This window comes from Longimicrobium sp. (genome assembly GCF_036280135.1).
Classification (GTDB): Bacteria; Gemmatimonadota; Gemmatimonadetes; order Longimicrobiales; family Longimicrobiaceae; genus Longimicrobium.
In genome coordinates, this window is sequence record NZ_DASURI010000456.1 from 1 (window position 1) to 16166 (window position 16166).

The 16166-nt window shown below is 76.0% G+C and carries 2 protein-coding genes; both read right to left on the minus strand.

Annotated features, from left to right (window positions below; all coding sequences use genetic code 11):
* Positions 1-4563 (minus strand): non-ribosomal peptide synthetase (locus tag VFZ20_RS14740; RefSeq protein WP_329684664.1); only part of this gene is annotated, 4563 nt, incomplete at its 3' end.
* Positions 4564-4662: 99 nt separating this feature from the next.
* Complete coding sequence (locus VFZ20_RS14745) at positions 4663-16122, minus strand: non-ribosomal peptide synthetase (protein WP_329684665.1); 11460 nt, start codon at positions 16120-16122, stop codon at positions 4663-4665.
* Positions 16123-16166: the final 44 nt, after the last annotated feature.

Here is a 16166-nt window from a genome sequence, read left to right on the forward strand (position 1 = left end):
CTGCACGGCCAGCGGCGGCAGCGCGGGATCGGCCCCGCTCACGCGCGCGTTGTACGTCTTCGCCAGCTCGTCCGTCAGGATGTCCAGCGACCACCCGTCCGCCACGACGTGGTGGAACGTCAGCAGCAGCATCCACTCGTCCGCCTTGAGCCGCAGCAGCCGGCCGCGGACGAGCGGCCCCGCCGCCAGGTCGAAGGGCGCGCGCGCCTCCTCGTCCGACACGCGGTCCGCCTCGTCCTCCGCGCCCGCGCCCAGTTCCGTGAGGTCGCGCAGGGGCAGGTCGAAGCGCGCGGGCGGCGTCACCACCTGCACGGCGCGGCCACCCCGGTCCGGGAACACGGTCCGCAGGGCCTCGTGCCGGTGCACCAGGTCCTGCATGGCGCGGCGCAGCGCCTCGGCGTCCAGGGCGCCCGTGAGCCGGACGCGCAGGGGCATGGCGTAGACGGCGTTGCCGGGAAGCAGCCGGTCCAGGAACCACATCCGCTCCTGCGCGAACGAAAGCGGCAGGGGCTCGCCCCGGTCCACCGGCTCGATGCCGTCGTCGGCCATCTCCACGTCCAGCGTGGCCAGGATGGCATCCTCCAGGCGCTCGGCCATCTCGCGCAGGCGGGGCGCCTCGAAGATGGTGCGGATGGGGATCTCCACGTCGAACGCGCGCACCATCCGCGAGATGAGCTGCATGGCCAGGAGCGAGTGCCCGCCGATCTCGAAGAAGCTGTCCTCCCGGCCGATCTTCCGCCCCGGGAACAGCTCCGCCCACAGCTCGGCCAGCGCCTCTTCCGTCTCCGTGGCGGGCGGCTCGTAGTCCGCCCCGTCCGCCGGCGCGGCCGGCGGCGCGGGGAGGGCGCGGCGGTCCACCTTGCCGCTGGAGTTGAGCGGCAGCGCGGGGAGGGCCACGAAGACGGACGGCACCATGTAGTCCGGCAGCCGCGTCCGCAGGTGCTCGCGCAGGGCGTCCGCGTCCGCGCCCGGCACGCCGTCCGTCCCCGCCACGTAGGCGACCAGCCGCGGCCCGCCGGCGTCCGTCCGCAGGACGACGGCGGCCTGGGCGACCTCCGGGTGCGCCAGCAGCGCGGAGGCGATCTCGCCCACCTCGATGCGGAAGCCCCGCAGCTTTACCTGGTCGTCCGCGCGGCCCAGGTACTCCAGCCGGCCCCCGGGGAGCCAGCGCACGCGGTCGCCCGTGGCGTACATCCGCGCGCCGGGCGCGGGGTCGTACGGGCAGGGGAGGAACTTCTCCGCCGTGAGCCCCGGCTTGCCCAGGTAGCCGCGGCCCACGCCCACGCCGGAGACGTACAGCTCGCCGGGCACGCCGGGCGGCACGGGGCGCAGGCGCGCGTCCAGCACGAACGCGCGCTGGTTGTCCAGCGGCGTGCCGATGTCCGGCAGGGCGGCGCCCTCGGACGGCACCAGGCCGGCGGAGCTGGCCACGGAGTTCTCCGTGGGGCCGTAGACGTTCAGCAGGCGCAGCCAGGAGGGCGGGCGGCGGCGCAGGGCCTCGGCGCCCGTCGTGAGCATCCGCAGGGCGCGGGGACGCGTCATGCCGCGGTCCATGGCGTCCATGAGCGCCTCGGCCATGGGCGCCGTGGCCGTCCACAGGGAGATGCCCTCCGTGTCCATCCACCGCAGCAGCTCCGGCACGTCCGTGCGGATGCCGTCCGGCGCCACGTGCACGGCGGCGCCGCCCGTGAGCGGGCCCCAGATCTCCAGGACGGTGACGTCGAAGCCCGGCCCGCTGTGCATCACCGTGCGGTCGCCCGACGCCACCTCGTGCGAGCGCCGGAACCAGCCCACGGTGTTCGATACGCCCGCGTGCCGCACGGCCACGCCCTTGGGCGTCCCCGTGGAGCCCGAGGTGAAGACGACGTACGCCAGGTTCTCGGGATGCACGTCCACCCCGGGCGATTCGGCGGATTCCGCCGCCAGCGCGGCCGTCTCGGCCTCCAGCACCAGCACGGGGACAGGGGTGCCCTCCAGCCGCCCCGCCAGCGCCCCGCTGGTAAGGACGGCCGCGGCGCCGGACGCCTCCAGGACGTACGCCGCGCGGTCCGCGGGAATGGCCGGGTCCACGGGGACGTACGCGCCGCCGGCCTTGAGCACGGCCAGCTCGGCCACGACGAGGGCCGCGGAGCGCTCCAGCAGCACGCCCACGCGCGCGTCCGGCCCCACACCCATGCGGCGCAGGCGGTGGGCGAGGCGATTGGCCAGGGCATCCAGCTGTCCGTACGTCAGCGTGCCGTCGGGACCCGCGACGGCGGGCGCCTCCGGCTGGCGGGCGGCCCACGCCTCCACTTGGCGGTGAAGGGGCGCCGTGTCGTGGTCGTGCGCCGCGTGGCTCCACGTCTCCGTCACCCGGGTCCGCTCCGAATCGGACAGCCACGGCAGGGTGCTGACGGGCGCGTCCGGCCGGGCCACGGCGGAGGCCAGGAGGGCGCGCAGGTGCTCCGTCATCTGCCGCACCGTCGCCTCGTCCCACAAGTCCGACGCGTACTGGAACCCGCCCGCCAGGCCGCCCGGCCCCTCGCCCAGGGCCAGCGTCAGGTCCAGCTTGGTGGTGTCCACGTCCGGCTCGCCCGCCTGCAGCTCCAGCCCGGCGAAGCTCGCGCCGGCCGCCGCGCCCGGCACCATGCTGAACACGGCCTGGAAGAGCGGGTGGCGCGCCAGGCTGCGCTCCACCTTGAGCTCCTCCACCAGCCGCTCGAACGGCACCTCCTGGTGCGCGTACGCGTCCACGGCGACCGAACGCACGCGGGCCAGCAGCTGGCGGAACGACGGGTCACCGGACAGGTCGATGCGCAGGGCCAGCGTGTTGAGAAACGCCCCGATGAGCCCTTCCGTCTCGCGCGGCGTGCGCCCCGCGATGGGGCTGCCGATGACGACGTCGTCCGCGCCGCTCCAGCGGTGCAGCAGCAGGGCGTACCCGGCCAGCAGCGTCATGTACTCCGTGGCGCCGCCCGCGCGGGCCAGCGCCGTCACCGCCGCGCTGAGCTCCGCGCCCAGCGACAGGGGCACAAAGCCGCCGCGGAAGGTCTGCTCCGCGGGGCGGGGGCGGTCCGTGGGCAGGTCCAGCGTGGGCGCGCCGTCCAGCAGGCCGCGCCAGTGCGCCAGCTCGCGCTCCAGCGCCTCGCCCCGCATGCGGCCGCGCTGCCACAGGGCGTAGTCCGCGTACTGCACGGGGAGGGGCGGCAGGTCGGCGTCGCGCCCGTCGCGGGCGGCGGCGTACAGCGCCTCCAGCTCGCGGAACAGCACGCCCAGCGACCACGCGTCGGCCACGATGTGGTGCAGCGAGAGGAGGACGACGTGGTCCTCGTCCGCCAGGCGGATGATGCGCGCGCGGAAGACGGGCCCGTTGGCCAGGTCGAAGCGCTGGCGCACCTCCCCGTCCGTGATCCGCCGCGCCTCCGCCTCCTTCTCGTCCTCCCCCAGCCGCGACAGGTCGTGCAGCGGCAGGTCCATGGACGCGACGGGGAGGATGACCTGCACGGGCTGGTCGCCTTCGAGCCGAAAGACGGTCCGCAGCGCCTCGTGCCGCGCCACCAGCCCGTCCAGCGCGCGGTGAAAGGCGTCCACGTCCAGCGGGCCGCTCATCCGCAGGGCCACGGGGATGATGTACGCGTTGGCGCCGGGCCCCATCTGCTCCACGAACCAGAACCGCTGCTGCGCGAACGACAGCGGCACGCTCCCCTCGCGCGGCTGCGGCACCAGCGGCGGCGGCACTTCCGTCCCGCCCGCCTTCGCGGCCACGGCGCGCGCGGCCAGCCCTTCCACCGTCGGCGCCTCGAAGAGCGCGCGCAGGGGCAGGTCCACGCCGAACGCGTCGCGCACGCGGGAGACGACCTGCGTGGCCCGCAGCGAGTGGCCGCCCAGGTCGAAGAAGCTGTCCGTGGCGCCGGGACGGACGCCCAGCACGCCCTCCCAGATGCCGGCGACGATCTCCTCCGCCGGCGTGCGCGGCGCCACGCGCGCGGCGGCCAGGGCGGACACGTCCGGCTCCGGCAGGGCGCGGCGGTCCACCTTGCCGCTGGGCGTCAGCGGCATCTGCTCCAGCGTCACCCAGGCGGACGGGACCATGTAGTCCGGCAGCTGCCCCGCCACGTGCGCCCGCAGCGCGTCGGTGGATACCGCGCCGTCCACGGGGACCACGTAGGCCACCAGGCGCTTGTCCGCGCCCTCGCCGCGCACGGCCACGGCGGCCTCGCGCACCCGCGGATGCGTGCCGACGGCGGCCTCCACCTCGCCCGGCTCGATGCGAAAGCCGCGGATCTTGACCTGCAGGTCCGTGCGGCCGCCGTACTCCAGCTCGCCCGTGCGCAGCCAGCGGGCGCGGTCGCCCGTGCGGTACAGGCGCTCGCCGGGCGTGAACGGATCGGGGACGAACTTCTCGGCCGTCAGGCCGGGGCGGCCCAGGTAGCCGCGGCCCAGCGCCGCGCCGCCCGCGTACAGCTCGCCAAAGACGCCCAGGGGCGCCGGCTGCATGCGCTCGTTCAGCACGTACAGCCGCACGTTGTCGATGGGCGCCCCGATGGGCGGAAGCAGCGGCCAGCTCATGATGGTGTCAGTCACCCGTGCGCGCGGTGCGTGGTCTTCGGCGATCTCATCCTCTGCCTGCATCGGCGCCCCGTCCTCGCGGACGCCGCTCCTGGTCATCGTCTCCGACATGGGCTACCTCCGCCCGCGCTTGAGCAGCTCGCGCCGCGCGGCACCACGACCCGTCCCCGCCGGCTTCTCCGCCCCGCCCTCGCGCCCGCCGTCCGCCTGCGCCAACGCGCGGGACTCCGCGTCCAACTGCGCGGCCAGGGCGCTGACCGTCGGGTACTGGAACAGGTCCACCATCGACACCTCGCGGCCGATGGCATTCCGCAGCCGGTCCTGCAGCTGCGCCACGAGCAGCGAGTGCCCGCCGATCTCGAAGAAGCTGTCGTTCACGCCCACGGACGGGAGGTTGAGCACCTCGCGCCACACGGCCGCGATGGCCACCTCCAGCTCCCCCTGCGGCGCCGCCGACGGAGAGGCGGACGGGTCCGCCGGCGCCGGCAGCGCGGCGCGGTCCGTCTTTCCGTTCGGGGTCTGCGGGAACGCGTCCATCACCACGTACGCCTGGGGGACCATGTAGTCGGGAAGGACGCGCCGCAGGTGATCGCGCAGCTCCGTGGTCGAAGGCGCGCGGTCCGGCGCGGCCACGTACGCCACCAGCCGCGCGTCGCCGCGGGGGTCCGGGCGGACGAGGACGAGCGCGTCGCGCACGCCATCCACCTCGCCCAGTCGCGCGGCGATCTCGCCGGGCTCGATGCGGAAGCCGCGCACCTTGACCTGCTCGTCCGCGCGGCCCAGGAACTCCAGCACGCCGCCGGACGTCCACCGCACGCGGTCGCCCGTGCGGTACAGCCGCGCGCCCGCCGCGCCGAACGGGTCCGGGACGAACCGCTCCGCCGTCAGCGACGGGCGATGGAGGTAGCCGCGCGCGATGCCCACGCCGCCCACGCACAGCTCGCCCGGCGCGCCGACGGGCACGGGACGGAGCGCCGCGTCCAGCACGTAGACGCGCGCGTTCTCGATGGGCCGGCCGATGACGATGGTCGGATCCGCCGCGTCCACCCGCGCGCTGGCGGCGGAGACGGTGGTTTCCGTGGGACCGTACCCGTTGTGCAGCTCCACGGCGGCCGCCCACCGCGCGGCGACGGCCGGCGGCAGCGCCTCGCCCGCGCTGAGCACGACGCGCAGCTCGGGGAGGCCCGCCGCGTCCGTCACCGCCAGCGCGGACGGCGGGATGGTGGCGAAGGTGATGCGCTCGCGGCGCAGCGTGTCCGCCAGCGCGGCGCCGGGCATCAGCGCCTCGCGGGGCGTAAAGACGAGCGTGGCGCCCGCGGCCAGGCCGGGGAACACGTCCGCCACGGCCGCGTCAAAGGAGTAGGACGCGAACTGCAGCACGCGGTCGCCCGCGCGCAGCCCCGTCCGCCCGTGCTGCCACGCGCTCATGTTCGCCACGCCCCGGTGCGTCACGGCCACGCCCTTGGGCCGGCCCGTCGATCCGGAGGTGTAGATGACGTAGGCGACGTTCTCCACGTCCGCGCGGCGCGCCGGCGGGGTCGTCGGCTGCGCGGCGATGGCATCCGCCTCCGCGCGCAGGTCCACGACGGGGGGCAGATCCGCATCCGCCAACCCCGCCGGCAGACCGCCCGGCGCCACGATCAGCGCGGCGCGGGAATCCGCGAGCATGTAGCGAAGCCGATCCGCCGGATACGCGGCATCCAGCGGCAGGTACGCGCCGCCGGCCTTGAGCACCGCGAGCGTGTGGATGACCGTCTCCGGCGCGCGCTCCGCCACGAGTCCGACGATCGTCTCCGGCCCCACGCCGGCCGCGATCAGCCGATGCGCGAGCTGGTTGGCGCGCGCCTCCATCTCCGCGTACGTCACCGTCCGCCCGCCGATCGAAAGGGCGACGGCGTCCGGCGTGCGCGCGGCCTGCTCCGCCACCAGCGCGTGCATGGTCCGCGGCGCGACGGGCGCGTCCGTGCCGCTCCACTCCGTGATGACGCGCGCCCGCTCCGCGTCGGAGAGGAACGTGGGCAGCCGCGAGATGCGCTCGTCCGGCGCGGCGACGAGCGCCTGCACCAGCGCCGCGAAGTCGTCCATCAGCCGCCGGGCGGTGGCGGCGTCGTACAGGTCCGTGGCGTACGCCACGCCCACCCGCAGCCCCTCCGCGTTGGGCTCCACCTCCATGACCAGGTCGAACTTGGCCGTGCCGGTGGTGGACGGGACGGGTTCCGTCTTCAGCCCGGCCAGCCGCGGGTGCTCCGCGGCCGGCGGCAGGACGGAGAACGAGACCTGGAAGAGCGGATGGCGGCTGAGCGACCGCTCCAGGCGCATCTCCTCCACCAGGCGCTCGAACGGCACCTCCTGGTGCGCGTACGCCTCCAGCGTCGCCGCCCGGACGCGCCGCACGACGGAACGGAAGTCGGGATCGCCGGAGACGTCTGTCCGCAGGGCCAGCGTGTTGACGAACAGCCCCACCATCCGCTCCGTCTCCGCCCGGCCGCGTCCCGCCACGGGCGAGCCCACGACGACGTCGTCCAGCCCGGACCAGCGATGCAGGAGGATGGCGAACGCCGCCAGCAGCAGCTGAAAGCGCGACGCACCCTCGGCGTGGGCCAGCGCCTCCACCCGGTCCGCCGTCTCGCGCCCGATGGTCCCCCCCACCCAGTCGCCGCGGAAGCTGGGCGTGGCGGGGCGCGGCCGGTCCGCCGGCACCTCCACGACGGGCGCGCCGGCCAGCCGCTGGCGCCACCACGCCACCTGCGCGTCCAGCCGCTCTCCGCTCAGCCGGCGGCGCTGCCACGCGGCGTAGTCCGGGTACTGCACGGCCAGGGGCGGCAGCGCCGGCTCCGCGCCGGCCGCGCGCGCGGCGTAGGCCTTCGCCAGCTCGTCCGTCAGCACGTCCAGCGACCAGCCGTCCGCCACGATGTGGTGAACGGTCAGCAGCAGCATCCACCCGTCCGCCGACACGCGCAGCAGCCGCGCGCGCACCAGCGGCCCCGCCGCCAGGTCCCACGGCGCGCGGGCCTCCTCGTCCGCCAGGCGCTCCGCCTCCGCCTCCGCCCCGGCACCGAGATCCGACAGGTCGCGAAGGGGCAGGTCGAAGCGGGCGGGCGGCGTCACCACCTGCACGGCGCGGCCGCCGCGCGCGGGGAACACCGTCCGCAGGGCCTCGTGCCGGTGCACCAGGTCCTCCAGGGCGCGGCGCAGGGCCTCCACGTCCAGCGCGCCCGTGAGCCGGACGTGCAGGGGCATGGCGTACACGGCGCTGCCGGGCAGCAGCCGGTCCAGGAACCACATCCGCTCCTGCGCGAACGAAAGCGGCAGGGGCTCGCCGCGGTCCGCCGGCTCGATGCCGTCCTCCGGCCCCGACGTCACGCGGACGGCGTCGTCGATCCGCGCGGCCATCTCGCGCAGGCGCGGCGCCTCGAACAGGGTGCGGATGGGGATCTCCACCCCGAACGCGCGCACCATCCGCGAGATGAGCTGCATGGCCAGCAGCGAGTGCCCGCCCATCCCGAAAAAGCCGTCCTCCCGGCCGATCCGCCGCCCCGGGAACAGCTCCGCCCAGAGCTCCGCCAGCGCCGTCTCCGTCGCCGTGGCCGGCGGCTCGTACTCCGCCCCGTCGTCCGGCGGGGCCGGCAGGGCGCGGCGGTCCACCTTGCCGCTGGAGTTCAGCGGCAGCGCGGAAAGCGCCACGAACGCGGACGGCACCATGTAGTCCGGCAGCCGCGTGCGCAGGTGCTCGCGCAGCGCGCCCGCGTCCGCCGCGGGGATGCCGTCCGTGCCCGCCACGTACGCCACCAGCCGCGGTCCGCCCCCGCCCGTCCGCAGGACGACGACGGCCTGCGCGACCTCCGGGTGCGAAAGGAGCGCGGAGGCGATCTCGCCCACCTCGATGCGGAATCCGCGCAGCTTTACCTGGTCGTCCACGCGGCCCATGTACTCCAGGCGGCCGCCGGGCAGCCAGCGCACGCGGTCGCCCGTGGCGTACATCCGCGCGCCGGGCGCGGGATCGTACGGGCAGGGAAGGAACTTCTCCGCCGTGAGCCCCGGCCGGCCCAGGTAGCCGCGGCCCACGCCCACGCCGGACATGTACAGCTCGCCGGGAACGCCCGGCGGCACCCGGCGCAGCCCGGCGTCCAGCACCCAGGCGCGCTGGTTGTCCAGCGGCGCGCCGATGTCCGGCAGCGCCGCGCCCTCGGACGGCACCATCCCGGCGGAGCTGGCCACGGAGTTCTCCGTGGGGCCGTACACGTTCAGCAGGGGCAGCCAGGACGGCGGGCGGCGGCGCAGGGCCTCGGCGCCCGTCGTGAGCATCCGCAGGGCGCGGGGGCGCGTGAGCCCGCGGTCCATGGCGTCCATGAGCGCCTCGGCGATGGGCGCCGTGGCGGCCCAGAGGGTGATGCCCTCCGCGTCCATCCACCGCAGCAGCCCCGGCACGTCCGTGCGGATGGCCTCCGGCGCCACGTGCACGGCGGCGCCGCCCGTAAGCGCGCTCCAGATCTCCAGGAGGGTGATGTCGAACCCCGGCCCGCCGTGCATCACCGCGCGGTCGCCGGGGACGAGCGCGTGGGCCCGCCGGAACCAGCCGGCCGTGTTGGCCACGCCCCCGTGGGGGATGGCCACGCCCTTGGGCCGCCCCGTGGACCCGGAGGTAAAGATGACGTACGCCAGGTTCCCGGGATGAACCTCGACGTCGGGCGATTGGGCGGATTCCGCCGCCAGCGCGTCCGCCTCCGCCGCGTCGTCCAGCACGAGCGCGGGGACGGACGCGTCGCCCATCCGCCCCGCCAGCGCCGCCGTCGTGACGACGAGCACGGCCCCGGACGCCTGGAGGATGTACGCCGCGCGGTCCGCGGGGATGGCGGGGTCCACGGGCACGTAGGCGCCCCCCGCCTTCATCACCGCCAGCTGCGCGACGACGAGGGCGGCGGAGCGCTCCAGCAGCACGCCCACGCGCGACTCCGGTCCCACGCCCATCCGGCCAAGGCGATGCGCCAGGCGATTGGCCCGCGCGTCCAGTTCCGCGAACGTCAGCGCGCCGTCCGGTCCGGAGACGGCCAGCGCCTCCGGCTGGCGGGCGGCCCACGCCTCCACCTGCCGGTGCAGGGGCGCCGTGTCGTGGTCGTGCGCCGCGTGGCTCCACTGCTCCAGCAGCGCCCGCTCCGCGTCCGACAGCCACGGCAGGGTGCTGACGCGCGCGTCCGGGTCCGCCACGGCGGACGACAGGAGGGCGCGGAAGTGTTCCGCCATCCGCCGCGCCGTCGCCTCGTCCCACAGGTCGCTGGCGTACTGGATGCCACCCTCCAGCCCGCCGGGCCCGTCGCCCAGGGCCAGGACCAGGTCCAGCTTGGTGGTGTCCACGTCCGGTTCGCCGGCCCGCAGCTCCAGCCCGGCAAAGCGGTCGCCCGGCGCCATCGCCGGCACCATGCTGAACACGGCCTGAAAGAGCGGGTGGCGCGACAGGGAGCGCTCCACCTTGAGCTCCTCCACCAGCCGCTCGAACGGCACCTCCTGGTGGGCGTACGCGTCCACGGCCAGGGCGCGCACCCGCGCCATCAGTTCGTGGAAGGTGGGATCGCCGCCGAGGTCCACGCGCAGCGCCAGCGTGTTGACGAACGCGCCGATCAGCCCCTCCGTCTCGCGCGGCGTGCGGCCGGCGATGGGGCTGCCGACGACGACGTCCTCCGCGCCGCTCCAGCGGTGCAGCAGCAGCGCGAAGGTGGCCAGCAGCGCCATGTACGGCGTGGCACCGCCCGCGCGGGCCAATTCCGCGACCCGCTCGCTGAGCTCCGCGCCCAGCGACAGCTCCACGAAGCCGCCGCGAAAGGTCTGCTCCGCGGGGCGCGGGCGGTCCGTGGGCAGGTCCAGCGTGGGCGCGCCGTCCAGCACGCCGCGCCAGTGCGCCAGCTCGCGCTCCAGCGCCGGCCCCCGCAGGCGGTTGCGCTGCCACAGCGCGTAGTCCGCGTACTGCACGGGGAGCGGCGGCAGGTCGGCGTCGCGCCCGTCGCGGGCGGCGGCGTACAGCGTCTCCAGCTCGCGCAGCAGCACGTCCAGCGACCACCCGTCGCCCACGATGTGGTGCAGGGACAGGAGGACGACGTGCTCCTCGTCCGCCAGGCGGATGACGCGCGCGCGGAACACGGGCCCGCGCGCCAGGTCGAAGCGCGCACGCACCTCCGCGTCCGTGATCCGCAGCGCCTCGGCGTCCCGCTCCGATTCCGCCAGGTCCGACAGGTCGTGCAGCGGCAGATCGATCGACGCGGCGGGGAGGACGACCTGCACGGGCTGGTCGGCCTCCAGGCGGAAGACCGTCCGCAGCGCCTCGTGCCGTTCCACCAGCCCATCCAGGGCGCGACGGAGAGCATCCACGTCCAGCGCGCCCCGCAGCCGCAGGGCGAGGGGGATGATGTACGCGTTGGCATCGGCCCCCATCTGCTCCACGAACCAGAACCGCTGCTGCGCGAACGACAGCGGCACGGCGGCGTCGCGGGGCTGCGGCACCAGCGGCGGCGCCGCCTCCGTGCCGCCCGCCTTCGCGGCCACGGCGCGCGCGGCCAGCCCCTCCACCGTGGGCGCCTCGAAGAGCGCGCGCAGCGGCAGGTCCACGCCGAACGCGTCCGCCACGCGGCTGACGACCTGCGTGGCCCGCAGCGAGTGGCCGCCCAGATCGAAGAAGCTGTCCGTGACACCCGGACGGACGCCCAGCACGCCCTCCCAGATGCCGGCCACCAGCTCCTCGGCCGGCGTGCGCGGCGCCACCCGCGCCGTGGCCAGCGCGGACGCGTCCGGCTCCGGCAGGGCGCGGCGGTCCACCTTGCCGCTGGGCGTGAGCGGCAGGGCGTCCAGCACCACCCACGCGGACGGCGCCATGTACGCCGGCAGGTGCGCCGCCGCGTACGCCCGCAGCTCCGCCACCGTCGGCGCGGCCCCGTCCGCGGGGACCACGTACGCCACGAGCCGCTTGTCGGCCCCCTCGCCGCGGACCACGACGGCCGCCTCGCGCACGCCGGGGTGCGCGCCGGCCACGGCCTCCACCTCGTCCGGCTCGATGCGGAACCCGCGGATCTTTACCTGCCGGTCCGCGCGGCCCATGAACTCCAGGGCGCCGTCCGGCAGCCAGCGGGCGCGGTCGCCCGTGCGGTACAGGCGCGATCCGGGCGCGCCAAAGGGGTCCGGCACGAACCGCTCGGCCGTGAGCCCGGGACGGCCCAGGTATCCCCACGCCAGCCCCTCGCCACCCACGTGCAGCTCGCCCCGCACGCCCACGGGCGCGGGGGTCCCCGCCGCGTCCAGCACGTACGCCCGCGTCCCCGCGATGGGCCGGCCGATGGGGAGCGACGCGCGCGCCCAGTCCGCCGCGGACAGGTCGTGAAAGGTGCTGAAGGTGGTGTTCTCCGTGGGCCCGTAGACGATGGACACCCGTGTCCCCGGGTTCGCCAGTACCACGCGCCGCGCGTGGGCGATGGACGTCACGTCGCCGCCCGTCATCAGGTGCCGCACGCCGTGCAGGGCGTCGGGCGCCTCGTCCGCCACCAGGTGAAAGAGGCCGGTGGTGAGAAAGGCCGTCGTCACGCCCTGGCGGCGGATGAACGCGCGCAGCTCCGCGGGCGACGGCATGTGGGGCGGATGCACGGCGACGCGGCCGCCGTTGAGCAGGGGGCCCCACACCTCCACCGTGGCCGCGTCGAACGACGGGGTGGAGAGGTGAAGAAAGACGTGGTCCGGCCCCAGGTCGGCGAATCCGCCCTCGCGCACCAGGCGCACGACGGCCCGGTGCGGCACGGCCACGCCCTTGGGCCGGCCCGTGGACCCGCTCGTGTAGATGACGTACGCCGGCGCGTCCGGCCCCAGGTCCACGCCCGGCGCCGCATCCATGCCCACTGCGTCGGCCGACGCGGCGATCGCATCCCCCGCGGCGTCCAGGTCCACGAAGGCCGCGCACGGGGCGCCCGTCGTCCGCAGCTCGTCCGCGAGGGACTCGGCGGCCGCGCGGGACTCGTCGCCGTGCACCACGAGCTCCACGCCCGCGGAGAGCATGAACGCCAGGCGCGCGGCGGGATAGGCGGGGTCCAGGGGAACGTAGGCGCCGCCGGCCTTGAGCACGGCCAGCATGGCCTCCACCATGCGCGGGCCGCGCTCCAGCAGCAGCCCCACGAACGCGCCGGGCCGGGCGCCGCGGGCCACGAGGTGACGGGCCAGGCGGTTGGCGCGCGATTCCAGCGCCGCGTACGTCATCTCCCCGCCGTCCCAGCGCAGGGCCACGGCGTCCGGCGCGGCGGCGGCCGCCGCGGCGAACAGGGCGTGGATGGAGCGGTCCGTGTCGCGCGCCGGCGGGCCCGCGGGGAGCTCGCGGGTCACGCGCGCGAGCTCCGCGGCGTCCAGCAGGGGCAGGTCGGCGACCGGCACGTCGGGGTGGGCCAGGGCGGCGGAGAGCAGCGCGCCAAAGTGGCCCATCAGCCGCGTGACGGTGTCGGCGTCCCACAGCGCGCGGGCGTACTCCACGTAGGCGCCCAGCTCGTCGCCGGCCTCGTCCACCAGCACCGTCAGGTCCACGCGCGACGTGCTCATGGCCGCGGGCAGGGCGCGGGCGCGCACGCCCTCCATCTCCAGGTCGCCCGCCGGCACGTTCTGCAGGCCGAACATCACCTGCACGACGGGCGCGTGGCTCAGCGAGCGGGGCACGCCCGCCTCGTGCACCATCTGCTCGAACGGCACGTCCTGGTGCGCGTACGCCTCCAGCGCCGTGTCGCGCACGCGGGCCAGCAGGGCGTGGAACGAGGGGTTGCCGGAGAGGTCCGTGCGCAGGGCCAGCGTGTTGACGAACAGGCCCACGAGCCCCTCCGTCTCCGGCCGCGCGCGCCCCGCGATGGGCGACCCCACGACGACGTCCGTCTCCCCGCTCCAGCGGTGCAGCGTGGCCTTCCACGCGGCCAGCAGCACCATGTACAGCGTGGCGCCGTCGCGGCGGGCCAGGCGCCGCGCCGCGCGCGTCACCTCCGGCGGCAGCGTCACGTGCAGCACGCCGCCCTCGGGGTCCTGCTCCGCGGGACGCGGCCGGTCGTACGGCAGCTCCAGCAGGGCCGGCGCCCCCCGCAGCCGCGCCCGCCAAAAGTCCAGCTGCCGCTCCATCACGGCCCCGTGCATGTACGCGCGCTGCCACGCCGCGTAGTCCGCGTACTGGATGGGCAGGGGCGCCAGGGGCGCGGCCTCGCCGCGGACGGCCGCGCGGTAGAGCAGCGTGAGCTCGCGCATCAGCACGCCGAACGACCAGCCGTCCGCCGCCACGTGGTGCACGTTCAGCAGCAGCACGTGGCGCGCGGGCGCAAGACGCAGCAGGCGGGCGCGGAGGGGGATCTGCGTCGCCAGGTCGAAGGGTGACCGCGCGTCCTCGCGCATCCGCCGGGGCACGTCCGCCTCGTCGGTCTCCTCCACGGGCAGATGGAAGGCCGGCGGCGGCAGGATCTCCTGCGCGGGGAGGCCGTCCGTCTCCACGTAGCGCGTCCGCAGCACCTCGTGCCGGGCCACGAGCCCTTCCAGCGCGCGGCGCAGGGCCTCCACGTCCAGCGGGCCGTCCAGGGCCAGCGCGTCGGGCATGTTGTACATCCCCGACGCCGGCGTCATCCGCTCCAGGAACCACATCCGCTCCTGGGCGAACGAGAGCGGCATGCGCGCCACGCGGGGCACGGGGGCCAGCTCGGGGCCGTCCGCCGCCTGGGCGCCGTGCAGCCGGCCGGCCAGGGCGCGCACGGTGCCCGCCTCGAACACGGCGCGCAGGGGCAGCTCCACGCCCAGCTCGCGGCGGATGCGGGAGATCACCTGCGTGGCCAGGATGGAGTGGCCGCCCAGCTCGAAGAAGTCGTCCTCCAGCCCCACGCGGTCCAGCCGCAGCACCTCGCGCCAGATCTCCGCCAGGGCGTGCTCCGCGGGCGTGCGCGGCGCCGTGTACGCCCGCGCCTCCACCCGCCCGTCCGGCGCGGGGAGGGCCCGGCGGTCCACCTTGCCGTTGGGCGTGAGGGGGAACGCGTCCAGCGCCACGAAGGCGGAGGGCACCATGTACTCCGGCAGCCGTCCCCGCAGGTGCGCGCGCAGCTCCGCCCCGTTCGGCAGGCCGGTGGCGCCCGGCGGGTCGGCCCCGTTCCGCGGATCCGCCCCGCCGTCCTTCGGCGTGAGGTACGCCACGAGGCGCGCGTCGCCGGGGACGTCCTCGCGGACGAGGGCCACGGCCGCGCCCACGGCGGGGTGCGCGCGCAGGGCGCTCTCGATCTCGCCCAGCTCGATGCGAAAGCCCCGCAGCTTGACCTGGAAGTCCACGCGCCCGCCGAACTCCAGCGCGCCGTCCGCGCGGCGCCGCACGCGGTCGCCCGTGCGGTACAGGCGCGATCCGGGCGCGCCGAACGGGTCCGGGATGAACCGCTCCGCCGTTAGCGCCGGGCGGTGCAGGTAGCCGCGCGCCACGCCCGCCCCGCCGATGAACAGCTCGCCGTGCACGCCCAGGGGCGCCGGGTTCAGCGCGAGGTCCAGCACGTACAGCGTGGTGTTGGCGATGGGCCCGCCCAGGGTCACGCCGCCCTCCGCCGCCACGCGCCCCGTCGACGACCAGATGGTGGTCTCCGTGGGGCCGTACAGGTTCCACAGGTCCGCGCCGGCGGCCAGCAGCCGGTCCGCCAGGGGCCGCGGCAGCGCCTCGCCGCCGGCCAGCACGCGCATCCCCGCGCGGGGCGTCCAGCCGCTGGCCAGCAGCATGGCCCAGGTGGCCGGCGTGGCCTGCACGACGCCGGCGTCGGCCGACTCGATGCGCGCGGCCAGCAGCGCCGGGTCCGCCGCCTGCTCCCGCGCGGCCACGACCACGCGCGCGCCCACGGTCAGCGGCAGGAACAGCTCCAGGACGGAGATGTCGAAGGCGATGGTCGTCAGGGCCAGCAGCGTGTCGTCCGCGCGCAGCCCCGGCGCTTCCGCCATGGAACGGAGGAAGCTCGACACGCCCCCGTGCCGCACCATCACCCCCTTGGGGCGGCCGGTCGATCCGGAGGTGTAGATGACGTACGCCAGCTCCTCCGCATCCACCTCCACGTCCTCGAACGAGGCGTCGTCGTCGAACGAGGCGGCGATCGATGCGGCGGACGCGCTGTCGGCGGAATCTGTGGACGCGCTATCGGCCGAGTCCGCGACGTCCTCGATCCGCAGGCGAGGGACGGCGGACGGCGGGAGGGCGGGTTCCAGGGCGCGCTCCGTCAGCAGCAGCGCGGCGCCGGAATCGTCCAGCATGTAGGCGATGCGGTCCGCGGGATACTCCGGGTCCAGCGGCAGGTACGCGGCCCCCGCGCGCAGGACGCCCAGGAGCGCCGCCACCATCCGCGCGGAGCGGTCCAGGCAGACGGCCACCAGGCTTCCCCGCCCCACGCCCCGCGTCCGCAGCGCCGCCGCGACCTCGGCGGAGCGCGCGGCCAGCGCCGCGTACGTCAGCGCGCCGTCCGCGCCCTCCACGGCGGCGGCGTCCGGCATCCGCGCCACCGTCTCCGCGATCCGCCGGTGGACGGGGACGAACGGCCAGTCGCGCGCCGTGGCGTCCGCGTCGCCCACCACCGCCGCGATCGTCCGCTCGCCCGAGTATCGGGACGCGAAGGTCG